Source organism: Streptomyces violaceus, from assembly GCF_036014075.1.
Classification (GTDB): Bacteria; Actinomycetota; Actinomycetes; order Streptomycetales; family Streptomycetaceae; genus Streptomyces; species Streptomyces violaceus.
In genome coordinates, this window is record NZ_CP107911.1 from 304,406 (window position 1) to 324,883 (window position 20,478).

Annotated in this window: 21 protein-coding genes and 3 pseudogenes; 13 read left to right on the forward strand and 11 right to left on the reverse strand. The window is 69.5% G+C overall.

Annotated elements, in window-relative coordinates:
• Positions 1-346: 346 nt before the first annotated feature.
• The 6 genes from OG542_RS01400 (at position 347) to OG542_RS01425 (ending at position 7,443) form a co-directional block, all read left to right on the forward strand.
• On the forward strand, positions 347-790 hold the full coding sequence (locus OG542_RS01400) for an ATP-binding protein (protein ID WP_328407448.1): 444 nt from the start codon (positions 347-349) through the stop codon (positions 788-790).
• 28 nt (positions 791-818) lie between these two features.
• On the forward strand, positions 819-1,361 hold the full coding sequence (locus OG542_RS01405) for a hypothetical protein (RefSeq protein WP_328407450.1): 543 nt from the start codon (positions 819-821) through the stop codon (positions 1,359-1,361).
• Positions 1,362-1,487: 126 nt separating this feature from the next.
• Entirely contained in the window at positions 1,488-4,223 is a 2,736-nt protein-coding gene (locus OG542_RS01410) for a SpoIIE family protein phosphatase (protein WP_328407452.1), read from the forward strand.
• A gap of 128 nt (positions 4,224-4,351) precedes the next feature.
• Positions 4,352-5,716: an FAD-dependent oxidoreductase gene (locus OG542_RS01415; protein WP_311129638.1), complete on the forward strand. Its 1,365-nt coding sequence runs from the start codon at positions 4,352-4,354 to the stop codon at positions 5,714-5,716.
• Between the two features lie 148 nt (positions 5,717-5,864).
• Positions 5,865-6,359 (forward strand): lamin tail domain-containing protein, encoded by a 495-nt coding sequence (locus OG542_RS01420; protein WP_328407455.1) that lies wholly within the window; start codon positions 5,865-5,867, stop codon positions 6,357-6,359.
• 103 nt (positions 6,360-6,462) lie between these two features.
• Positions 6,463-7,443 carry an alpha/beta fold hydrolase gene (locus OG542_RS01425; protein WP_328407457.1) on the forward strand — a complete coding sequence of 327 codons (981 nt, stop codon included), beginning with the start codon at positions 6,463-6,465 and terminating at the stop codon, positions 7,441-7,443.
• A 1-nt stretch (position 7,444) separates the two neighbouring features.
• Here the strand turns inward: OG542_RS01425 and OG542_RS01430 are convergent, their stop codons facing one another.
• The 8 genes and pseudogenes from OG542_RS01430 to OG542_RS01465 form a co-directional block, all read right to left on the reverse strand.
• Positions 7,445-8,986 (reverse strand): FAD-dependent monooxygenase, encoded by a 1,542-nt coding sequence (locus OG542_RS01430; RefSeq protein ID WP_328407459.1) that lies wholly within the window; start codon positions 8,984-8,986, stop codon positions 7,445-7,447.
• Between the two features lie 103 nt (positions 8,987-9,089).
• A complete protein-coding gene (locus OG542_RS01435) occupies positions 9,090-9,464 on the reverse strand; it encodes a roadblock/LC7 domain-containing protein (RefSeq protein WP_193483134.1) in 375 nt (124 codons plus the stop codon).
• 77 nt (positions 9,465-9,541) lie between these two features.
• Positions 9,542-10,063, reverse strand: a complete 522-nt coding sequence (locus OG542_RS01440) for a roadblock/LC7 domain-containing protein (protein WP_328407461.1) — start codon at positions 10,061-10,063, stop codon at positions 9,542-9,544.
• A gap of 38 nt (positions 10,064-10,101) precedes the next feature.
• On the reverse strand, positions 10,102-10,899 hold the full coding sequence (locus OG542_RS01445; RefSeq protein ID WP_328407463.1) for a hypothetical protein: 798 nt from the start codon (positions 10,897-10,899) through the stop codon (positions 10,102-10,104).
• Positions 10,896-11,300 (reverse strand): hypothetical protein, encoded by a 405-nt coding sequence (locus tag OG542_RS01450; protein ID WP_193483131.1) that lies wholly within the window; start codon positions 11,298-11,300, stop codon positions 10,896-10,898. Before OG542_RS01450 ends, OG542_RS01445 begins: the two co-directional genes overlap by 4 nt.
• 433 nt (positions 11,301-11,733) lie before the next feature.
• The gene (locus tag OG542_RS01455) at positions 11,734-12,183 is read right to left on the reverse strand and encodes a DNA-binding protein (RefSeq protein WP_328407465.1); all 450 of its coding nucleotides are present in this window, start codon (positions 12,181-12,183) and stop codon (positions 11,734-11,736) included.
• A 117-nt stretch (positions 12,184-12,300) separates the two neighbouring features.
• A pseudogene (locus OG542_RS01460) lies at positions 12,301-12,555 on the reverse strand (IS630 family transposase); the annotation flags it as partial.
• 24 nt (positions 12,556-12,579) lie between these two features.
• Positions 12,580-13,575 (reverse strand): LysR family transcriptional regulator, encoded by a 996-nt coding sequence (locus OG542_RS01465; protein WP_328407467.1) that lies wholly within the window; start codon positions 13,573-13,575, stop codon positions 12,580-12,582.
• 478 nt (positions 13,576-14,053) lie between these two features.
• On the opposite strand from OG542_RS01465, the pseudogene OG542_RS01470 reads away from it, so the two are divergent.
• From OG542_RS01470 to OG542_RS01490, 5 genes and pseudogenes are all read left to right on the forward strand, one after another.
• Positions 14,054-14,833, forward strand: a pseudogene (locus OG542_RS01470) (Na+/H+ antiporter NhaA); the annotation flags it as partial.
• Positions 14,830-15,006: a hypothetical protein gene (locus OG542_RS01475; RefSeq protein WP_328407469.1), complete on the forward strand. Its 177-nt coding sequence runs from the start codon at positions 14,830-14,832 to the stop codon at positions 15,004-15,006. The pseudogene OG542_RS01470 and the gene OG542_RS01475, both read left to right, overlap by 4 nt.
• 748 nt (positions 15,007-15,754) lie before the next feature.
• A complete protein-coding gene (locus OG542_RS01480; protein ID WP_328407471.1) occupies positions 15,755-15,889 on the forward strand; it encodes a hypothetical protein in 135 nt (44 codons plus the stop codon).
• A 374-nt stretch (positions 15,890-16,263) separates the two neighbouring features.
• Entirely contained in the window at positions 16,264-16,569 is a 306-nt protein-coding gene (locus OG542_RS01485; protein WP_328347521.1) for a hypothetical protein, read from the forward strand.
• 668 nt (positions 16,570-17,237) lie between these two features.
• The gene (locus OG542_RS01490; protein ID WP_328407473.1) at positions 17,238-18,020 is read left to right on the forward strand and encodes an alpha/beta fold hydrolase; all 783 of its coding nucleotides are present in this window, start codon (positions 17,238-17,240) and stop codon (positions 18,018-18,020) included.
• A 134-nt stretch (positions 18,021-18,154) separates the two neighbouring features.
• On the opposite strand, the gene OG542_RS01495 is transcribed toward OG542_RS01490, so the two are convergent.
• Complete coding sequence (locus tag OG542_RS01495; RefSeq protein WP_328407475.1) at positions 18,155-18,463, reverse strand: hypothetical protein; 309 nt, start codon at positions 18,461-18,463, stop codon at positions 18,155-18,157.
• Here OG542_RS01495 and OG542_RS01500 point away from each other — a divergent pair.
• Positions 18,447-19,241: a GNAT family N-acetyltransferase gene (locus OG542_RS01500; protein WP_328407476.1), complete on the forward strand. Its 795-nt coding sequence runs from the start codon at positions 18,447-18,449 to the stop codon at positions 19,239-19,241. The two genes, OG542_RS01495 and OG542_RS01500, sit on opposite strands and share 17 nt — an antisense overlap.
• A 110-nt stretch (positions 19,242-19,351) precedes the next feature.
• Here the strand turns inward: OG542_RS01500 and OG542_RS01505 are convergent, their stop codons facing one another.
• Both OG542_RS01505 and OG542_RS40625 read right to left on the reverse strand, forming a co-directional pair.
• Entirely contained in the window at positions 19,352-19,657 is a 306-nt protein-coding gene (locus tag OG542_RS01505) for a hypothetical protein (RefSeq protein ID WP_328407478.1), read from the reverse strand.
• Positions 19,658-20,215: 558 nt separating this feature from the next.
• Positions 20,216-20,353 (reverse strand): hypothetical protein, encoded by a 138-nt coding sequence (locus OG542_RS40625; RefSeq protein WP_408057707.1) that lies wholly within the window; start codon positions 20,351-20,353, stop codon positions 20,216-20,218.
• Between OG542_RS40625 and OG542_RS40630 the strand changes: the two are divergent.
• Positions 20,318-20,440, forward strand: a pseudogene (locus OG542_RS40630) (hypothetical protein); the annotation flags it as partial. The gene OG542_RS40625 and the pseudogene OG542_RS40630 overlap by 36 nt on opposite strands.
• Between the last annotated feature and the right edge of the window lie 38 nt (positions 20,441-20,478).

Sequence of the window (20,478 nt, forward strand, 5' to 3'; positions counted from 1 at the left end):
GCCGCGCACGGTGTGCCCGGCCGTCCAGCCGAGGCCGGCCACGTCCGTTCGGCCGCACTCGTCCCGGCTTGCGTACCCACATCGGCTGGATTCTCACGCAATTTCTCGTGCAATTGCACGCGAGCACCGTCAGCGTGGATAATAGCTGCGGCGTCAACCCCTGGTCTGGCGCCGTGTCCTGACGTCGCATCGGGGAGATGCCGTGCCATCACCTGCGCAGCACGTGCTCCGGCCGCCTAGTGGGGCTGCGGCACACGCAGGCGCACCCGGCACGAGTAACGAATCCCTGCCCGGCCCGCACTCGGTGACGCCGTACGAGGCGACGCCGTACGGGACCCCGCCCTCGATGCCGAAGACCATGCCGCAGTTCTCTGATGACTTGGCCGCCTCGGCCACCCTGCGCGTCGAGTGCAACAGGGAGGGCTTCGCCCAAGCCCGGTCCTTCACCCGTGACATCCTGCGCATCTGGTCACTCGACCATCGCTGCGACGACACGACCCTGGTCATCACCGAGCTCACCGCCAACGCGGCGACGCACGCCGCGGCGGGCGCTCCGGGTGCGCCGGAGATCCGGCTCGGATTCCTCCTGGATCCCACCCACCTGCTGGTCACCGTCTCCGACCCCGACGACCGTCCGCCCGTGTACGCGCCCGACGCCGGCTCCGCTCTGGAAGAGCACGGCCGGGGCCTGTGCATCGTCGAAGCCCTGTCCGAGGAGTGGGGCTGGACCCCCAGGCCTCCGGCGGGCAAGACGGTCTGGGCCAGGTTGTCGACCCGCCCACCCATCTGACACGACTGCCGCGGAAAGGCCCCTCGCCATGCGCAGCGCTTCGACGGAACACCCGAGCAGCGAGCGCCCACAGCGCCCCGACGCCCCGGCCGGGGTGACCCGGGCACCGCTCACGGCACTGGACCGCGTGCCGTGGGGCGACATCCAGGACTCCACCGGTTCGGCGGCGGCCATTCCCCTCTTGCTCAACGGCATCGCCTGGGGCGACCCCGACACCGCCCGGTCCGCACTCGACGACCTGCGGAAACGGATCTGCCAGTTCGGCTTCGTGGTGGAGCAGGCCACCGCCGCCACGGTTCCGTTCCTGTGGGAGCTGGCGAAGCTGCCGCAGGTGACCTGCCGCGCCCAGATCATCCAGCTGCTCAAGAGCATCGCCGACGCCCGGCAGTGGGAGAGCACCGCCGCCGTCTATCCGAAGCTGCTGAACCATCGGGAGAACCCGGTGGTGTGGGAGCGTGCGGCACGTCAGGCGGTGCGTGCCCGGCGCGGAGAGCTGGGCCGGCTGCTGGACGACGAGGACTCGGAGATCGCCCGGGCCACGAGCGAGCTCGCCCGCTCCCTGGGAACCTGAAGCTCGGGAGCCTGAGGCCCGGGGACCTGTTCATGGCGCCAGGAGACGTGACGAAACCGTGAGGGCCCCCTGTCACCTTGGGTGATGCCCCTCGCCTCCCGGAGCCGGGCAGTGTAGACATGGCACATGGTCCGACTCTTGGGTCGATCCGGAACTCGATCGCCCCTGCGGCCCGGCGCTGCGCCGTCCGCACGGCAGCGGCGGGAGGCGGGTCCGTCGCGGTGGCATCCGGTGGCGGGGCTGCGGTCGGTCGTGGGCGGACGCAGCGTCGCCGGACAGGTGTTCCTGCTGGTCGTGGTGATCGTACTGCTGCTGGTGGTGGCCGCGGTGGTGGCGCTGGTGCTGCAGGTGCGGCATGACACGACCCAGGAGGCCCGCAACCGTTCGCTCGCCGTCGCGGAGACCTTCGCCAACGCGCCGGGCACGGTCGAGGCGCTGGAGAGCCCCGATCCCACGGCGGTGCTCCAGCCGCGTGCCGAAGCCGCCCGCGAGCAGTCGAAGGTCGACTTCGTCGTCGTCATGAACACCGACGGCATCCGCTACACCCACCCCAAGCCGGACCGCATCGGGAAGCAGTTCGTCGGGACGATCGCGCCCGCGCTGGCCGGGGAGTCGGTGACCGAGGAGATCGAAGGCACGATCGGCCACCTCGTGCAGGCCGTGGTGCCGGTGAAGGACCCGGACGGCCGGGTCGTGGGCCTGGTGTCGGCGGGAATCACGACCAAGAACGTCGGCGGCACCGCCGACCGTCAGCTGCCGCTCGTGCTGGCCGCCGCCGCGGTGGCCCTCGTCCTGGCGACGGCGGGCGCCGCGCTGGTGAGCCGGCGGCTGCTGCGCCAGACCCACGGGCTCGGGCCGCACGAGATGACCCGGATGTACGAACATCACGACGCCGTGCTGCACGCCGTCCGCGAGGGCGTGCTCATCCTCGACGGCTCAGGAACCCTGCTGCTCGCCAACGACGAGGCGCACCGCCTGCTCGGACTGCCCGCCGACGCCGAGGGCCGGCACATCCTCGGCCTGGGGCTCGACCCCGGCACCGCCGATCTGCTGGCCTCCGGGCGCGTCGCCACGGACGAGGTCCACCTCGTCGGGGACCGGCTCCTGGCCGTCAACCAGCGGACCACGGAGAGCGCGGGCGGTCCGCCCGGGAGCGTCGCCACGCTGCGCGACTCCACGGAGCTGCGTGCCCTGTCGGGCCGGGCCGAGACCGCGCGGGAACGGCTCAACATGCTGTACGACGCCGGCGTGGGCATCGGGACGAGCCTGGACGTGACCCGTACCGCAGAGGAGCTGACCGAGCTTGCCGTGCCCCGGTTCGCCGACTTCGTCACCGTGGACCTGTTCGACGCGGTGCTGGGCGGCGGGCAGCCGGACGCCGCGGCCGCGCTGAGCCGTACGGCGCTGAGCGGGATCCGCAAGGACGCCCCGCTCTACCCCGTCGGCGAGCGGATCAGGTTCGTCGACTCCTCTCCGCAGGGCCACAGCCTCGACACCGGGCGGGGCGTCCTGGAACCCCGGCTGGGCGAAGCCCCCGGCTGGCAGGCACAGGACCTCGAGCGCTCCGCGCAGATCGTGGAGTACGGCATCCACTCCCTGATCACCGTGCCGCTGCGGGCCGGCACCCTGGTGCTGGGCGTGGTCAGCTTCTGGCGCCTCGAGAAGCCGGAGCCCTTCGACGCGGACGAGCTGGTTCTGGCGGAGGAGCTGGTCGCGCGGGCCGCCGTCTCGATCGACAACGCGCGCCGCTACACCCGCGAGCACAGCATGGCCGTGACGCTCCAGCGAAGCCTGCTCCCCCGGAACCTGCCCGAGCAGGGGGCGCTGGAGATCGCCTACCGCTATCTGCCGGCGCAGGCCGGAGTGGGCGGCGACTGGTTCGACGTACTGCCGCTGTCGGGGGCCCGGGTCGCGCTCGTGGTCGGGGACGTCGTCGGCCACGGGCTGTACGCCGCGGCCACGATGGGGCGGCTGCGGACCGCCGTGCACAACTTCTCCGCCCTCGACCTCCCGCCGGACGAACTCATCGCCCTGCTGGACGAGTTGGTCGGCCGCATCGACCAGGACGAGACCGAGGAGGACGGCAGCGCCCCGGTCACCGGGGCGACCTGCCTGTACGCCGTGTACGACCCGGTCTCCCGGCGCTGCACCGTCGCGCGGGCCGGGCATCCCCCGCCGGCGCTGATCCACCCCGACGGCAGTGTCGAGTTCGCGGAGGTGCCCGCCGGTCCCCCGCTCGGGCTCGGCGGTCTGCCGTTCGAGACGGCTGAGCTGGAGCTGGCGGAGGGCAGCCGGCTCGTGCTCTACACCGACGGGCTGGTCGAGGACCGGGAGCGGGACATCGACGTCGGTCTTGAGATGCTGCGCGAGGCACTGGGCCGGGCCGGTCAGTCCCCGGAGGACACCTGCCGGGTCGTGCTCGACTCGCAGCTCACGGCCCGGTCCAGCGACGACATCGCCCTGATCGTCGCGCGCACCCGGGCACTCGCCGCCGACCAGGTCGCCGAGTGGCCGGTGCCGGCGGACCCGGCGGCCGTGCGCGAGGTGCGGGCGGCGGTCACCCGGCAGCTGGCCGAGTGGGGCTTGGACGAGCTGTCGTTCACCACCGAGCTCATCCTGAGCGAGCTGGTCACCAACGCGCTCCGGTACGGCGGCGGCCCCATCCATGTCCGGGTACTGCGCGACCGCAACCTGATCTGCGAGGTGTTCGACAGCAGCAGCACCTCGCCGCATCTGCGATACGCGACGATGACGGACGAGGGCGGCCGGGGCCTGTTCCTCGTCGCACAGCTCGCGGAACGCTGGGGGACGCGCTATCTGCCTGCCGGGAAGGTGATCTGGGCGGAGCAGCCGCTGCCATAAGCAGTGATTGGAGGTGCCCATAAAGTTGCCTTATGAGCTCATAGACCGGACCCGCGTACCGACTTAGGCTTGCCTTAGTTTAGGCTTCCCGGTGAGATCGCTTGTCGCCGCTCGAAGGGAACCTGACCATGCCCCGCCCCCTGCGGGTAGCCATCGTCGGATCCGGCCCCGCCGGGATCTACGCCGCCGACGCCCTGCTCAAGTCCGAGGTGGCCGCCGACCCCGGTGTGTCCATCGACATCTTCGAGCGCATGCCGGCGCCGTTCGGACTGATCCGCTACGGCGTGGCGCCCGACCACCCGCGGATCAAAGGCATCATCACGGCCCTGCACCAGGTCCTCGACAAGCCGCAGATCCGGCTCTTCGGCAACGTGGACTACCCCTCCGACATCAGCCTGGACGACCTGCGCGCCTTCTACGACGGTGTGATCTTCGCCACCGGCGCGACGGCCGACCGGGCGCTGCCCCTTCCTGGCATCGAGCTCGACGGCTCGTACGGCGCCGCGGACTTCGTGTCCTGGTACGACGGCCACCCTGACGTGCCGCGCACCTGGCCGCTGGAGGCGGAGAAGGTCGCCGTGCTCGGCGTCGGAAACGTCGCCCTGGACATCGCGCGCGTCCTGGCCAAGACGGCGGACGAACTGCTGCCGACGGAGATCCCGGCGAACGTCTACGAGGGTCTGAAGGCCAACCGGGCCAAGGAGATCCACGTGTTCGGCCGCCGCGGCCCGGCGCAGGCGAAGTTCAGCCCGATGGAGCTGCGGGAGCTGGACCACTCCCCCAACATCGAGGTCATCGTCGACCCCGAGGACATCGACTACGACGAGGGCTCGATCGCCACCCGGCGCGGCAACAAGCAGGCCGACATGGTCGCCAAGACCCTGGAGAACTGGGCGATCCGCGACGCCGGCGACCGGCCCCACAAACTCTTCCTGCACTTCTTCGAGTCGCCGGTCGAGGTCCTCGGCGAGGACGGCAAGGTCGTCGGTCTGCGCACCGAGCGCACGGAGCTCGACGGCACGGGCAACGTCAAGGGCACCGGCACCTTCAACACCTGGGACGTCGGCGCGGTCTACCGCGCGGTGGGCTACCTGTCCGACAAACTCCCCAAGCTGCCCTGGGACATCGACTCCGGCACCGTCCCCGACGAGGGCGGGCGAGTCATGCAGGAGTCCGGCGAGCACCTGCAGTCCGCGTACGTCACCGGCTGGATCCGGCGCGGCCCCGTGGGTCTCATCGGGCACACCAAGGGCGACGCCAACGAGACGGTGTCCAACCTGCTGGACGACTACGCGAACGGTCGGCTGCAGACGCCCGCCACCCCCGCCCCCGAGGCCGTGGACGCGTTCCTGGCCGAGCGGAACGTCCGCTTCACCACCTGGGAGGGCTGGTACAAGCTGGACGCCGCGGAGAAGGCGCTGGGTGAGCCGGAAGGCCGCGAGCGCGTGAAGCTCGTCGAACGCGAGGACATGCTGCGGGCCAGCGGCGCCTGACGCCCGTCCTGTACGCCTGTAGGGCGGGTCCGGTGGCAATGTCACCGGACCCGCCCTTATGCGTGCTTGAAGCGTGTACGATCCGGATGCTTCACCGAACCATCACACGGCCTTCACGAGAAGGTCTTGCAAGGGGGGACGAACGTCCATGCACATACGCCTTGTCGCCACCACGGCGGCCGTTGCCGGAGCCCTGACCGCCCTGACGGCGGTTCCGGCCCAGGCCGCCGAGTACAGCTCCGCACTGAAGATCCGTGGCATCCAGTACGACGCTCCGGGACGCGACTCGAACCGCTGCTCGACGGGGAACACCGACGAGGAGTACCTGACGATCGAGAACTACTCGCGGTCGACGACCGTGAACCTCAAGGGCTACGTCGTCAAGGACGCCGCGGGGAACAAGTTCACGTTCACCGCCAGCCACACCCTTCAGCCCGGTGACTACGTGAAGCTGCGCGGCGGCAACGGGTCCGACTCCGACACGAAGAACGTCGTCTACCGCGACAACTGCAACTTCATGTGGAACAACGACAAGGACACCATCTACGTGTACAAGCCGTCCGGCAGCCGTGCCGACGTGCACTCGTACACCAGGAGTGGCTCCGACAAGGACGGCAACGGGTACATCACGTACCACGGTTGAGATGCGTGAACGTGAGGCCTGTTGCCGTTCCGGCAACAGGCCTCACGTTCTTCCCGCCGGGCGCAGCATGATCAGAGGAGCCGAGTAGCCCCCGGGAGGATCCATGCCGCAGACGTCCGCCATCGGCCCGACCCATCGTCTGGTGCCTTCACCGGCCGGTCGCACGCACCTCGTGGAGCAGGGAGACGGACCGCTGGTTCTGCTGCTGCACGGGTTCCCCGAGTCCTGGTACGCGTGGCGTCACCAGCTGCCGGCGCTGGCCGCCGCCGGCTACCGCGCGGTGGCCGTCGACGTCCGCGGCTACGGGCGCTCGTCCCGGCCCGCGGCGGTGGACGCGTACCGGATGCTGGAACTGGTGGAGGACAACGTCGCCGTCGTGGAGGCGCTGGGCGAGCGGTCCGCGGTGGTCATCGGACACGACTGGGGTGCGAGCATCGCCGCGACCTCCGCGCTGGTCCGGCCCGAGCTGTTCCGCGCGGTGGGGCTCCTGAGCGTGCCCTACACCCCGCCCGGCGGCCCGAGGCCCGGCGAGGTCTTCGCCCGGATGGGCGGCGACGAGGAGTTCTACGTCTCCTACTTCCAGGAGCCCGGCCGGGCCGAAGCCGAGATCGAGCCGGACGTGCGCGGCTGGCTCGCGGGCTTCTACGCCGCCCTGTCCGCCGGCACGATGCCCGAAGCCGGCGCCCCCGATCCGCACTTCGTCGGCCGCGGCGGCAAGCTGCGCGACCGCTTTCCCGTCGGCCTGCCACCGGACTGGCTGGACGAGGCCGACCTCGACGCGTACGCCGGAGAGTTCGAACGCACGGGGATGACCGGCGCCCTGAACCGCTACCGCAACATGGACCGGGACTGGCAGGACCTGGCCGGCTTCGCCGACGCCCCCGTCACCCAGCCGTCGTTGTTCATCGGCGGCAGCCTGGACGCGTCCACGACCTGGCTGGCCGACGCGATCGAGGCGTACCCGACCACTCTGCCGGGCCTCACGGCCTCTCACATCCTGGACGGCTGCGGTCACTTCCTGCAGCAGGAACGGCCCGGCGAGACGAATCGGCTCCTGATCGAGTGGCTCGCCGATCTTCGCTGACCTAGAGGGCCAGGCCCGGCAGCCAGCGCTCGAGATAGGTGCGCAGACCGGTCAGGTCGTCGCCGCCCGCCACGTAACCCACATATCCGTCGGGGCGAACGAGGGCGTGGGTGACGTCCGGCCAAGGGCTGTCCGTACCGAGGTGGTGCACGCTGAGCAGGCCGTGACGTCCGCCCTTCGGCACAGCCGATGGCCAGAGGTGGGCAGGGTCGGCGAGCAGGAGGTGGAAGCCCGGTGCGGCGGTGTGCTGATGGAGTCCGGGTGGGACATCGGGGAGCCGGTCCCCCGCCCGGGGGCCCTGTCGTGGTCGGTGCGGTCCGGTGGTGGAGGCAGGTCCGCGGCGGTAGTGGATGCCGAGTTCCGAGACCGTGCGGAAGAGTCGTGCGCGGGGACGGGTCGTGCGCAGCAGCAGCGGGGCCAGACGCGGGGCGAGATGGGTGCGGGCGAGCCGGAGGGCCGGGTTGCCGCTCGTGCCGAGGGTGAACGCGCGGTCGGTGAGGCGGCGCACGCCGTGGCCGACCGGGGCCCGCTCCGCCTCGTACGTCTCCAGCAACTCCTGGGGCGACGCGCCCCGGCAGACGTGGGCAAGCTTCCAGCCCAGGTTGAGCGCGTCCTGGATTCCGGTGTTCATGCCCTGTCCCCCGGCGGGACTGTGGATGTGGGCGGCGTCCCCGGCGAGGAAGAACGGGCCGTTGCGGTAGTGGGTGGCGCCGCGGTTGTGGATGCGGAAGGCGGTCATCCAGACCGGATCGCGCAGGATCAGCCGGTGGTCGTCGTGCCCGGCGCGGTCGGTGGTCCAGTCGTCGGCGAGCTGCTGAAGGAGGCTCAGTGTCACCTCGCCCCCGGGGAGACCCGGCGGGCGCATCGCGATCATCCGCCAGGTGGCCGGCATGCCGAGCGGGAAGAAGAACAGCATCCCGGCAGCGGTCATGTACGTATGTGCGGCACCGGGCTCCAGCCCTTCGACCTCGAGGTCGGCCAGGAAGAACGTCTGCGGATAGGCGTGTCCCTCGAAGGCGATGCCCGCCTGGGTGCGCACGGTGCTGTGCGCCCCGTCGCAACCGACCACATAGCGGGCCCGCACGGTCTCCTGACTGCCGTCCGGGCACCGGAGCCGGCAGCTGACGTACCCGCCCTCCCGCTCCGTGCTCACCAGTTCCGTGCCCCGTTCCACGGTCACGTCCCGGGCGGCCAGCCGGGCCGTCAGGACGGCTTCCGTCTCGGACTGCGGGAGGAAGAGCAGGAAGGGGTACGGGGTGTCCTCGCAGCCGACGTCGAACACCGGCACCTGTAGCTCCCGTCGGGGCAGATGCAGGTGCAGCCGGACCGCCGTACTGCCCCGTTCGATCAAGTCGTCCGTCACGCCGAATCCGGCCAGCATTTCCAGGGTCCGGGGCTGGATGGCCGGCGCGCGTGACTCCCGGGCACGGTCCAGTGAACGGTCCACGATCCGGAACGGGGTGTCGTACGCGCGCAGTTGCGTCGCGAGCGCGAGTCCGGTCGGGCCCGCGCCCACCACCAGCACGTCAAGTGGTGCCGTCATGGTGTCAACGGTAGACCCCGCCCTACGGCAGGCCGGGGCCCTCCGCGCCGTGTTCCTCGCGGAGGGCTCCCGTCCGGTCGTGCCGGTTCAGGGTGGTGCCGGTTCAGACCTCGAGGTCGGCTTCGATCCGGCGGAGCTGGTGGCGGGCCATCGCCAGGTTGGCCCGGCTCCCGTCGAGCACGAGGTAGAGGAACAGTCCGCTGCCGCCGCGCCCCTTGAGGAGGCGGATGAGGTGGTACTGGGAGTTCAGGGTGATCAGGATGTCCTCGATGTCCTCCTTGAGTCCCAGGTGTTCCATGGTGCGCAGCTTGGACCGTACGACGTCGGTGTTGCCGGCGGCGGCGACCTCCAGGTTGAACTCCTTGCTGCCGCCGAGGGTGCCGAGGGCCATGCCGCTGGTGTAGTCGACGAGGGCTGCGGCTGTGGCTCCCTCGATGGAGCTCAGGCATTCCTTCAGCGCGGTCTCCGTATTGGCCATGCGCTCGGTTCCTTTCGTTCTGTCTTACTTCGGACGGTCGGTCGGAAGGTGCGGGTGGTGCGGGTGGTTCGGGCGGCTCAGGTGCCGGTCTGCGGACGGGGCTGGTGGGTGGGCCGCTGTGGGGTGCGGACCGGGAGGGTGCCGATGGGGCGGGCCGTGACCGGGGGCGCTGTGACGAGGTGCTCGTCGAGCGCCGGCCGGTCGGCGTGGCGGCCGGTGCCGGGGCCGACGCGCGTGGCGACCAGGTCCGCGATCCGGGCGCCGCTGCGACGGCCCTCCAGGTGGAGGCGACCGACGTTGACACGGTCCTCGGCGAGGAGGGTGAGGACGGCGGTCGTTCCGGCCGCGTAGGTCGCGACGTAGCCCCCGGAACCGCGCACCAGCAGTTCGCGGAAGTCGCCGCGGCCGGAGGCGTCGGTCATGCGGTACGCGACACCGAGGGCGGCGGCGGTGAGCGCCGCGAGTCCCTCAGGCTCGGTCTCCGGCACGTCGTGGGCGAGGACGAGTCCGTCGACGGTGGCCGCGAGGGAGCCCGTCAGCCGGGGGATACGGGTGCGGAGCCGACGTAGTTCGTCCAGGACGTCGGTCTCGACGGCCATGAGCTGTCTCCTTTCGGCACGCTGTCTTCGCGCGCGGATCACAGTGCCTCCAAGGCGTGCAGGAGCCGTCGCAGCAGTGCGGTGTCGGGCTCGTCCGGTGCAACTGGACGAGGGGCGGGGCCAGGCTCGGCGGACGCGGGGGCTGGGGCTGTGGCTGTGGCTACGGGGACGACCATCCCGGCGGCGGCCAAGCGGCGGAGTTCCACGAGCGTATGGAAGGTGCGGCAGGCGAGGGCCATGGCGATCTGGGCGGCGGTGCGGACGCCGTCGACCTGGGCGAGGGTGCGACTGCGGCGGGCCGGCAGGTCCGAGGGGGCGGTGTCGGGCACCCGGGCGAGCGGGGCGAGGTCGACGCAGGGTTCGGGCCATATGCGGTGCAGCAGTTCGCGGCGGCGTCTCGACTCGCGCAGGACGGCGTCGACCGGTACGGAACGGACCGCGCCGAGCCAGTGTGCGACTCCGGGGCGGAAGCGGAGCGCCGGTCCGTCGTGGGCGAGGACGAAGTACGCCGCGTCGAACAGGGCGCCCAGGTGACACAGTTCCAGCGCGCCGGCGGCGAGGTGGCCGCTGTCGACCAGTTGCCGGCCGACCCCGCAGCGGCGGCCTGCCTGGTCGATCGCGGCCCACCAGCCGTCCGGGGCGAGCGCACCGCTGTGGGTGAGCAGGTCGCCGAGGGCGGGTGTGACAGCGGATTCGACGTGGACGACGTGTCCGGAAGCCAAATAGACGATGCCGGACTCGGTGGACAGGGCGCCGCTCGCGCCCTGCTCGGCAAGAGTGCCGAGCAGGGCCGAGGCCGGTTCGTCCGTGCGTGAGGTGCGGATCGTCGTGGTCATCCGAGCACCAGTCGGTCCGCCATCTCAGCCAGCCGGATGCGGGCCAGGGCCAGGTTGCCGTCGCTTCGGTCGAGCCATAAGTGCAGGAACACCGTGCTGTCGAAGGTCGTGGTGACGAACCTGAGCAGGTGGTACGAGTCGGCGTTCGTGATGATCAGATCCTGTACGGGTGGTTCCTTGCCGGACGCCCCGCCCGCCTCCCCGTCGGCCGGCGCGAGGACAGTGCTCTCCGTGGCGAGGCGGGCGAATTCGGCGGTCTCCGCGGCCGTTGCCTCCAGGTCGCCGCCCGGTGCGTCACCCACCGCGCCCAAGGCGAGACCACTGATCCAGTCGACCACCGATGCCCCTCGCGCGCCGGGCAGCCGCATGGCCTCCAGCAGACTCTCGTCAATTCCGGGCACGCCGAATCCCCCTCCCTGAACGGCCGTTCCCGCGAACGTGAGCACGACACTACGGTGTGTGCTCGGTGCAGGTGAACGCTTTGGCATTTTCCAAAGGAATGTGCAGTGGAGTGAGCAGGGGGGCATACGGGATCGATCCGAAGCGAGCAGGAGTCGTCCCGACGCGCTCCGAGACTCTGATCAGTGTCTTGACCTGAGCTTCAGCGAGTCGGACCCTGCATCCCGCACTCCGCAGCGAGTCGCATGTTCGGGGAGCTTCCGCAGGGCGCCTCAGGACTCATGCTGACCTCTTGCTGACTTTACTGATGGGTAATCAGATCGGCTCGGGACCCTCACCCGCCCCGAAGGCGCCGGCCGCGTCGGCGCGTGCTCGAGCGCCGCAGCCCCCAGATGCCCGGCCCCTGTCTGGCGAGCAATCCGGGGCGGACCCTTCCTACTCCGGGCCCTCCGCGTCGGGCGCGGCGCGGCTGGCCAGTCGTTCGTATCGCTGTCTGGCCGCTTGCGGAGAGCCAAGCCCGAGGCCGAAGGCGATCTCTTGCCAGGTCATGCCGCGGCCACGTGCCATCTGGAGGAGTCCGGTTTCCAGTTCGTCCATCTCTCCGCGAACCAGCGGGACGAGGCTCAACGCAGCGGTGATGTCGCCGTGGTCCACCTCCGGCTCAGCGTCGTCGAGCTGTGCGGCCCCACTGAGCAGGAACGACACGAGTCTGACGGCTTCGTGAGGCCCGATGACCGAGGGATGAACCTGTCGGTGGCGTTGCTCGTCGGTAGTCGCGTGTCGCTCGGCGATGCGAAACAGGGACGCGTAGACGCGGCGCACTCGCGCCTGCTCCGGCTGTGGGGGCGTGAACGGGTCGGTGTGCTGTTCAGGAGTCGACGGCATAAGAAGAGGATGAGGCAGTTCATGAATCATTGTCAACGGATCGTTTTAAACGATGCGTTCAAGCGGCTGGGTCGGACGCCCCCTAGCCCTGTGACCGCATAGGTTCGCCGGGTTGGATCAAGCTACGGTTTTGAGTGGGCGTCCGCTCCAGCGGATGCCTTTCTCGCTTCGGATGCGGGCACGTTCTTTGCGTTCGGCGGCCAAGACGTCGCGGTGGCGAGCGTTGGCGTTGCGCCACCGCAGGTAGGCGTACAGGGCCCGGGTATGCACGATGTGGTTGGGGTGGTGGGAGTTGGCGATGGTGAACTGCCTCAGGGGTCCGAAGTGCACCTCGATCGGGTTCGCCCAGGAGGCCTAGGTCGGGGTGCAGCACCTGTTTCACATTTTCGACGGCCGCTAATCTGCCTGAAGACTGTTTCGGTCTGTTGTGATGGCGATGTCAACGTCGGGGAGCCAGGAGTCTGTGGGGCGTTCGAGCCACCCCTTAGCTGTGCCGAGGGCTTGAGCGGCGTCGATCAGAGCGCTCACTCCCGGGTGGCGCAGGCCACGGCGCCAGACCATGGAGACGGGGGCGAGGGGCACCGGGTCGATCAACGGGCGCAGGGCCATCTCAGGAACGTCGGAAAAGTTGATGTTGGCCAGAACAGACCAGCTGTGCTTGTCCATGACTCGTCTGAATTCAACCTCACCCTCGATCTTCGGGAAGGGCGGTGCCAGCTTGATGCCGCGGCCCGCGAACAGGGTGCGCGCGTAGTCCGTCCACTCGGTGGTGTCTTCATTGCCTGCGGCGGCGTAGACGGTTTCGCCTGCCAGCGCTGCCAGCGGCACCTGTGGCAAGGCAGTCAGCCGATGGTCAGGAGGCAGGTGAACGGCCAGCTGGTCGTAGCGGATCAGTTGGTGTTCGAGATCGTCGCGGACAGTTGGCGGCAGCCCGGCGATGCGGCCGAATGAGACATCGAGCCGACCGTCCGCTATCTCAGCCGCTGCTCGCGCCAGGCCGCTGTGGAACCGGGGGACGAATTCCAGGTCGGGAGCTGCTTCACGGGCCGCTGCCAGTACTGGAGGACCGGTGGAACCGTGGAGGGCGACATCCACGATCAAGGGGCGAGCATTTCCGGAAACCCGTGTGTGGTCCAGTTCCTCGCTCAGCTGTGCATGGGCGGACAGGACGCGGCGCACGATGGGCAGCAGGCGGTCCCCCTCGGGGGTAAGGGCGACGTGCCGGGTGTCCCGGTCGAACAAGGCCCTGCCCCACGCCTGCTCCAAGCGCCGGATGTCCCGGCTGAGCGCCTGCTGGGCGACGAACAGCCGGGCGGCGGCCCGGGTGAAGTGGAGTTCCTCCGCGACGGCCACGAACGCGCGCAACAGCCTGGGATTGATGTCATGGCGCACGCCTCCATTCTCACCAACTCGACTTGATTCACAACGGAATTGCCTAAACGCAGGAGAAACAGGTGTTGGACGCCTCAGCACACTGCTGGCGAGGCTGGCTCCATGACAGATTGCTATGCGTCCAGGCCGGACCCCCGCCCCCCGCACGGTCTTGCGCTCGCCGTCCTGGGGGAGACCTACGTCGTTGCTGCATTACCGGATTTCACAGAGTCTCCGGCAGACGCCCGGCGTCCCCGACGGCCGAGCCGGTTGTGGCGGGCACTCAGACGCCTGGCATGGTCCCGGTCGAGCAAGACCGTCGAATGATGGGGACGGAGGCGAGTGTGGTGAGGCGTCAGGCGGTGGCCGCAACCGGGAGCCTGCAGCCCCGTCGTCGTGTCGGGTGACGGGGCCGGAGGCGGGTCATCAGCGTGATGGACGCCCAGGTGACGAGCGTTTCACTGACCTGCGGCAGCCGTTCGTGGTCCCGGCAGTGCCGACGTGCGCGGTCGTCGACGACCTCGGCGCGATCCTGATCATCGCCCTCTTCTTCACCTCCGACCTCAACTACTGGGCCCTTGCCGGGGCGCTGGCCGGGCTGGTCGTCTTCTACCTGCTGCAGCGGCTGCGGGTGCGCGGCTGGTGGTGGTACCTACCGCTCGGCGTGACGGTGTGGGCGCTGATGTACAACGGCGGCATCCACGCCACCGTCGCCGGCGTCGCCATGGGCCTGATCCTGCGCACCACCCGCGACGAAGGCGAGCAGGCTTCGGCCGGAACACACACCCGGCATCTGCTGCATCCGCTGTCCGCCGGGATCTGTGTGCCGCTGTTCGCGCTGTTCGCCGCCGGGGTCAGCGTCTCCGGCGACGCGCTGGGCAAGGTGTTCACCACCCCCGAGCCCCTCGGCGTGGTCATCGGCCTGTTCGCGGGCAAGATCCTCGGCATCTTCGCCGGCACCTACCTGGCCGCCCGCTTCACCCGCGCCCAGCTCAACCCCGAACTCGACTGGGCCGACGTCTTCGGCCTCGCCACCCTGGCCGGAATCGGCTTCACCGTCGCCCTGCTCATCGGCGAACTCGCTTTCCCCGGCACCGCCACCGGCGACGCCGTCAAAGCCGCCGTCCTCATCGCCTCCCTGACCGCAGCCCTGCTGGCAGCCCTGCTCCTGCGCCGCAGGAACACCGTCTACCGCCGCCTGTACGAGGAAGAGAACATCGACGAGGACGCCGACGGCATCCCCGACATCTACCAGCGCACCCCAGGCAGCAGCGCATGACACCCGCGAGCACCCACCATCGACGGGCGACCGCAGCGGTATGGCTGTTGATCTGCGTACTGGCCACCGTGGCCCTCATCCTCACCACACCAGCCTGGGGCAAGATCCTCTGGCTGCTCGCCGCCGCCACCGCCCTACGCACCGCCGTCCAGTACGCTCGGCACGCACCGTGAAGACGACGTCGCGCCGGTGGCGCGCAGCCCTGTCGGTCCTCGCCTGGTGGGCGGTCCTCACCCTCACGCTATGGCTGCTGAGCAGGCCCCTCGGCCAGCCCGCACAGCTTCCCCCGTGCGCCGCGTCAGCCGCTCTGCTGGTCACGATCGGAGAAACCGGCGACTGGCTGCGACGTCGTGCGCGGGCCCGCCGCCACCACAAACGGTCCAGCGGGTAAGCCTCTGTGCGGCCGTAGTTGGCTGGTCAGATGCTGAGCGGGGAGATGGCGGGCTGCCACACTCACCCGGTTGAACTGATCACTGCGCGGCGGGTGGCGCCGTACGCAGAAGTCCAGGTGGTTCCTTGCCGAGCGCACGCATAGCCAGTGGCCACTACCGTCGACCAGGCTCCCAGCCGTCCCTTTCTCCTTTGGTGATCATTGCGGTCGTGGTGTTTGGGGCATCGGCCAAGGGGGCGTGGCCGCGGTGCCGCTATGGCTGTGGATCCTGATGGGCGTCACAGTGACCGCGGTCTCGGGGATCTCGATCTACCTGCTGGTCAAACAGATCCGCCTGGAGGATCTTCAGTTACAGGCGCCTGAAGAGGCAGCCGAGTTGCAGAAGGAAATCGACGCGCAGAAGCTCGCGGACCTCAAGACCGTCACGCCCCTGGCCACGCTCCTGGAACTCAACCAGTCCCAGATCGACGAATACCACCGGATCGCCACCGATCAAGCCCGACCGTTCTTTCCGGTCCTCGCAACGGGCCATGGGATTGGGCCTGCTGGTGATCGTGGGCTGCTTCGCCGCCGGCCTGTACTTCGGCAACGGCCAGACCAAGGTCTTCGTCGCCACTATCGCGGGCGTCGCCGCAGCGCTCTCCGCCTTTCTCAACCGCACCTGACTGCAGATGTACGGGCAGACACTGAGCCAGCTCAACCGCTACTTCGAGCAGCCGGTCCTGACCGGCTACTACCTGACTGCAGAGCGCCTGTGCCCAAAACCTGGGCGAGGACCCCGAGAGCGAGAGGTAGCGGTCGGCTCCGCTGCGCCCGATCACCGGCTCGAGGCGCCACATCATCGCCGCGGGCGCGGTGTCCGGCCGCGCCAGGAGGCACTGGACGGCTCGGCCAGAGTGGTGGCCCGTTTTGCCCGCGGACACTGACCCTTCTCGGATGGACGCCCCGGAGTGCACCGGCGATACCAGCGGCTTAGCTTCGCAGTGCTATGCCGCGGGCCGTCCGGACGCGGCGCGTCCAGGCGGCGAAAGGAAACTCCATGGCAGTCGTGATGACCTTTTCCTGGCCCGAGATCACACCCGACGTGTACGACGCGGTGCGCAAGAAGGTGCGCTGGGAAGAAGACGCACCGGACGGGTGCGTGCTGCACGCCGCATGGTTCGTCCACGGCGGCCTCAACGTGATGGACATCTGGGAGTCTGAGGACCACTTCAACCGGTTCATCCAGGCCAGGATCGCCCCCGTACTCAAGGGCGAACTGGGCGTGCAAAGCGACCCCGAGCCGAAGTTCTACCCCCTGCACCGGCGCTTCGTCGCCCCCGGCGTCAGCGGCGCCAGCTCCTGAGGTACGCCTTGCGCGCGAGGGACCGCGTCAGCGATGCCTCCTCGGACTTCGCCCCGCAAAACCGCACCAACGCCACCGCCACGGTCGTCTCAGACTCCGACGGCGACGACGGTCACGGCGCGCTCGGTGACCTTTCCGGGGCCAGCCTGAAAAGCGAGGCAAACTGCCGCTCCACGAACGAAGCGAGGCAGCAATGACAGGGACAACCCGGCAGGACACGCCAGTCGCAATCGAGGGCGGAGGCGTCGAACTCCGTACGCGAGCGGTCGGCGGAGACCTGTCCGTGGCCTTCGTACAACTGCCTCAGGGGACGGATCTGCAGCCAGCCCAGGGCTGACCGATGATCTCTGTCAGTGCCCTCATAGGGGTCACATGATCAAAGGCTGGCTGAAGATGGTGACGAAGGACGGTGAGGAGGTCTACGAGGCGGGGCAGGCGTGCTACTGGCCGCCCGGACACGCCCCCGTGGCCCTCGAGGACTGCGAATACGTGGACTCCCCGGCAGATGAGTTCACCGCGGTCATCGACCACATCACGGCGCAGGGCTGGACCAAGCCTTCGGCAAAAAGGCGCAGGCGTGGACGGGTCGACGGGTGTGGACGCCCGCCCGACGCGCGCAGGCCCCCATCAACTCGTTCGATAACCGCCCATCACCTTACGATCCCGGCATGTCGAATATCCAGCTCGTCAGCAGCCGTCGCGGCAGCGGCCCGGCCCTGGTCGTGATCCGCCAGCTGGACCGGGAGGGCTGGGCACCCGTCATCGACCTGCTTGCTCGCGAACGCGAGGTCGTGGCCGTCGACCTGCCCGGATTCGGCGACAGCCCACCCCTGCCGGACGGCACCACCCCCACCGTCCACGCACTGGCTGCCGAGGTCACCAGGTGGTTCTCCACAGTCGGCCTCACGCGCCCGCCCGTCGTCGGCAACTCGCTCGGCGGGGCCGTCGCACTCGAACTCGCCCGGACGGGTGCCGTCAGCAAAGCCGTCGCACTGTCCCCCATCGACCTGTGGACCAGCCCCGAAGCGGCCTATGCCCTCGGCTCGCTTCGGCTCGCGCGCATGATGGCGGAGAGCCTCGGCGGGCGTACGGCACGAGTGACCGGCCATCCGCTGGGCCGCACACTCGCCTTCTGGCAACTCGTCGCCCGGCCCCGGCAGATGACAGCACAAGCAGCCGACGCCGCCCTTCGCAACCTGGCCCGCTCACCCGGCTTCGAAGCCACCCGCCGGGCAGCCCACAACTACCGGCTCCGCAGCTTCGCCCCCGGCGTCCCCGTCACCGTCGCATGGGGCACCCGCGATCTCCTGACACCGCTGCACCAAGCACGCCGCGCGACCCGGCTCCTGCCCGGGGCCCGTCACCTCCGGCTACACGGCTGCGGGCACTCACCCATGTCCGACGATCCCGCCCGCGTCGCCCACCTCCTGCTGTCCGCGAGCAGCAGCTGAGGCGGACCGGGACAGCCTGGGCCTTCGGCTCGGAGAGACCGGCAGCGCCTACCGCTCAAGCCGCCCACAGACGAGGTGGCCGCGCTTCGCGCACCGACGCTCGTGCTTGCCCGACGCTGCTCGAGCTGTCTCGTTCAGGCGGTGACGAACTCAGGCGCGATACATGCTGCTGCGGCCACCGCATGGCGTGTCACCTGCTGGCCGTCCAGGTAGTCCAGTCCGAGGCCGGTCATGAGCTGGTCGGCCTGCTGGCGGGCCAGCGCTTTGAGGGTGTCGGGCAGCTTGTCCTCGTCGATCGGCATCTCCGAGTCTTTCAGCTGCCGGGCGGCCTCCCAGGCGGCCGCGTGGCCGGCCTGTTCCTCGGTGATGCGACGGTCCAGGCCGGTGCCGCCGTACAGGGCGGTGTGGGCGTTCTTGTACTGCGTGATGGTCTGCTGGGACACGATTTCTCCTCGCGTGGAATTCCGCTGGGCTCCTGGTGCCAGCGGAACACCACCAGACAAACGCGGCGCGCGGACCTGTGCCCAGCCAGGGCGCCCGAACGGGTGGCCTCCCCGGGCGCCTTGTTCAGCGAGCGGCTGGAAGCGGCGCCAGCGGACCTGGGAGGAACTCGCCACCAGCCTGACAGTGACCTACCAGCGCACCCGCGACAGCGGCGAGTTACTCAGCGCCTACGCTGTCCTGACCCGGCTGCACGCGCACCGCTGGGCCAGCCACACCCCGCCGGTCGGCTCGCCCCACACACCCGGCGCGCCCCACTGGCCGACCGTGCTCAAACGGTGCGGCCCGAACGCAGCGTTCATCGCCATCCTCGCCCTGGACGGCGAAGTCGTCGCAGCCCAGCTCTGCCTGACACGACACCGCCGGGCCTACTTCGTCGTACCGGCCATACACCCGAACTACAAAGGCCTCGCACCGGGCCACGCACTGCTGCGCCACCTCGCACAGGACCTGACCTCGGCCGGATCAGCTGAGATCAACCGGCCACAAGGCCACGGGATTCGAGACCGGAACCACCTCGACCTGGGCCGTACCGTCCCGGGCCAGCGCACCTACAAAACCCAGTACCGGCCGCACTGGAGCGGAACGGCCTCGATGCGCGCGGCGCAGATGGAGCTCGTCGACATCGACGAGCCTGCGCTCTCCGCGCTCAGCACACCTGCCCGCGATTCCCGCAGTGTGCCGGACGAGCTCTCAACACCTCAGCCACTGCAGGCATAGCCGGTCACCCCGACGGACCGTGGACGCGCTGGTGCTCCCTCGTGGTGGACCAGTCGGGCGGCAAGCCAGCTGACCGGCAGGGGGCACCAAAAAGTCTCGATTCCGAAGGGTTAGGCAAGAAGTCGGACCTGCACCTCACCGCTCTCACGGTCCACCTGCACGGCATGACCGGCTTGTGTCAGGATCGCCAGCAGCGCCGACCGCAGAGCGGCACGCATACCCTCGAACTCGGCATCATCCCGGCCCGTAGGATCCAACTCGCTGCCGGCCGCCCATCCCACCCTCACCGAGTCCGTCTCCCGCCGCACCCGCAGACCAGGACTTCCTTCCACACCAGCCGACGCCACGTCGAACCCTGCACGGGCCAACGTCGCACACACATCGGCGAGCAGCTTCTCCACGGGATCAGAGGTCACGGGCGAAGCTTATCCACGCCTCCTGACGGTTTCGAACACAGATACTTCACGAACGACAAAAGGGCCCCACTCAGCGGCTCGTCGGCCCCGCCTCAGCCTCCTTCCGCCTCCGGCGTTCACTCTTTACACCTGACGTCACCGCCGCACGCTGACGGCTGCCCCGGCGCGGCGGCCCCGCCGACGCGTCACCGGCTGAGCGCGCCCCGATCCCCGGCCGCGTCCACGCCACCCATCCCGCCCGCCCTCATCCTCAACTCCAGTTCTACGGGGACCTCTCCACAGGCAGCTGATCGCTGGTGTGGCCGTGCGGGAGGATCCCGGATCGGCCACCGACACCCAAGCCAGCGTCTCGGCGCCTCAACACGGCCCGACACTCGGCCAGCCAGAGCAGCTGGATCGTACTCGCACAACAGAGACCGGAGCTGGTTGAAGATCTGCTGCCGGTTCCCAAGGAGCCTCCTGCTGAGCGCGTAACAGGCGACATCGAGGGGGATTCTTGAAAGCGGCCGGGGATGCTCCTCGCATCACTCACTCTGGTGTTCAACGAAGTGGGGAATTTCAAGGAGCGTGGCCCGGGTCGTCGGCTCCCGAGGTCCGCTCCGCCCAGAACATGAAGCTCGCCGACCGGCGGCGCGTCACCGCCGTCGCCCCTACCCCCGCGTGCACCAGGGTGCCCACGTAGGTGTCGGTCTCCACCGTGCCGGTACAGAATCCGTCGTCGGCGGCACACGCCCCGAGGCGCTGGAGATCGCCAACGACAGCCCGTACGGTCTCGCCTCCTACGTGTGGACCCGCGACATCGACAAGGCGATGCGTCGCGG

Bases quoted from the DNA above. Each gene is read 5' to 3' on its own strand.
- OG542_RS01475 (WP_328407469.1), top strand. From the start codon at position 14,830: ATGACACCCGCGAGCACCCACCATCGACGGGCGACCGCAGCGGTATGG.
- OG542_RS01420 (WP_328407455.1), top strand. From the start codon at position 5,865: ATGCACATACGCCTTGTCGCCACCACGGCGGCCGTTGCCGGAGCCCTG.
- OG542_RS01440 (WP_328407461.1), bottom strand. From the start codon at position 10,063: ATGGCCGTCGAGACCGACGTCCTGGACGAACTACGTCGGCTCCGCACC.
- OG542_RS01500 (WP_328407476.1), top strand. From the start codon at position 18,447: ATGGTCTGCTGGGACACGATTTCTCCTCGCGTGGAATTCCGCTGGGCT.
- OG542_RS01430 (WP_328407459.1), bottom strand. From the start codon at position 8,986: ATGACGGCACCACTTGACGTGCTGGTGGTGGGCGCGGGCCCGACCGGA.
- OG542_RS01425 (WP_328407457.1), top strand. From the start codon at position 6,463: ATGCCGCAGACGTCCGCCATCGGCCCGACCCATCGTCTGGTGCCTTCA.
- OG542_RS01410 (WP_328407452.1), top strand. From the start codon at position 1,488: ATGGTCCGACTCTTGGGTCGATCCGGAACTCGATCGCCCCTGCGGCCC.
- OG542_RS01445 (WP_328407463.1), bottom strand. From the start codon at position 10,899: ATGACCACGACGATCCGCACCTCACGCACGGACGAACCGGCCTCGGCC.
- OG542_RS01485 (WP_328347521.1), top strand. From the start codon at position 16,264: ATGGCAGTCGTGATGACCTTTTCCTGGCCCGAGATCACACCCGACGTG.
- OG542_RS01435 (WP_193483134.1), bottom strand. From the start codon at position 9,464: ATGGCCAATACGGAGACCGCGCTGAAGGAATGCCTGAGCTCCATCGAG.
- OG542_RS01405 (WP_328407450.1), top strand. From the start codon at position 819: ATGCGCAGCGCTTCGACGGAACACCCGAGCAGCGAGCGCCCACAGCGC.
- OG542_RS01415 (WP_311129638.1), top strand. From the start codon at position 4,352: ATGCCCCGCCCCCTGCGGGTAGCCATCGTCGGATCCGGCCCCGCCGGG.
- OG542_RS01480 (WP_328407471.1), top strand. From the start codon at position 15,755: ATGGGATTGGGCCTGCTGGTGATCGTGGGCTGCTTCGCCGCCGGCCTG.
- OG542_RS01490 (WP_328407473.1), top strand. From the start codon at position 17,238: ATGTCGAATATCCAGCTCGTCAGCAGCCGTCGCGGCAGCGGCCCGGCC.
- OG542_RS01400 (WP_328407448.1), top strand. From the start codon at position 347: ATGCCGAAGACCATGCCGCAGTTCTCTGATGACTTGGCCGCCTCGGCC.
- OG542_RS01455 (WP_328407465.1), bottom strand. From the start codon at position 12,183: ATGCCGTCGACTCCTGAACAGCACACCGACCCGTTCACGCCCCCACAG.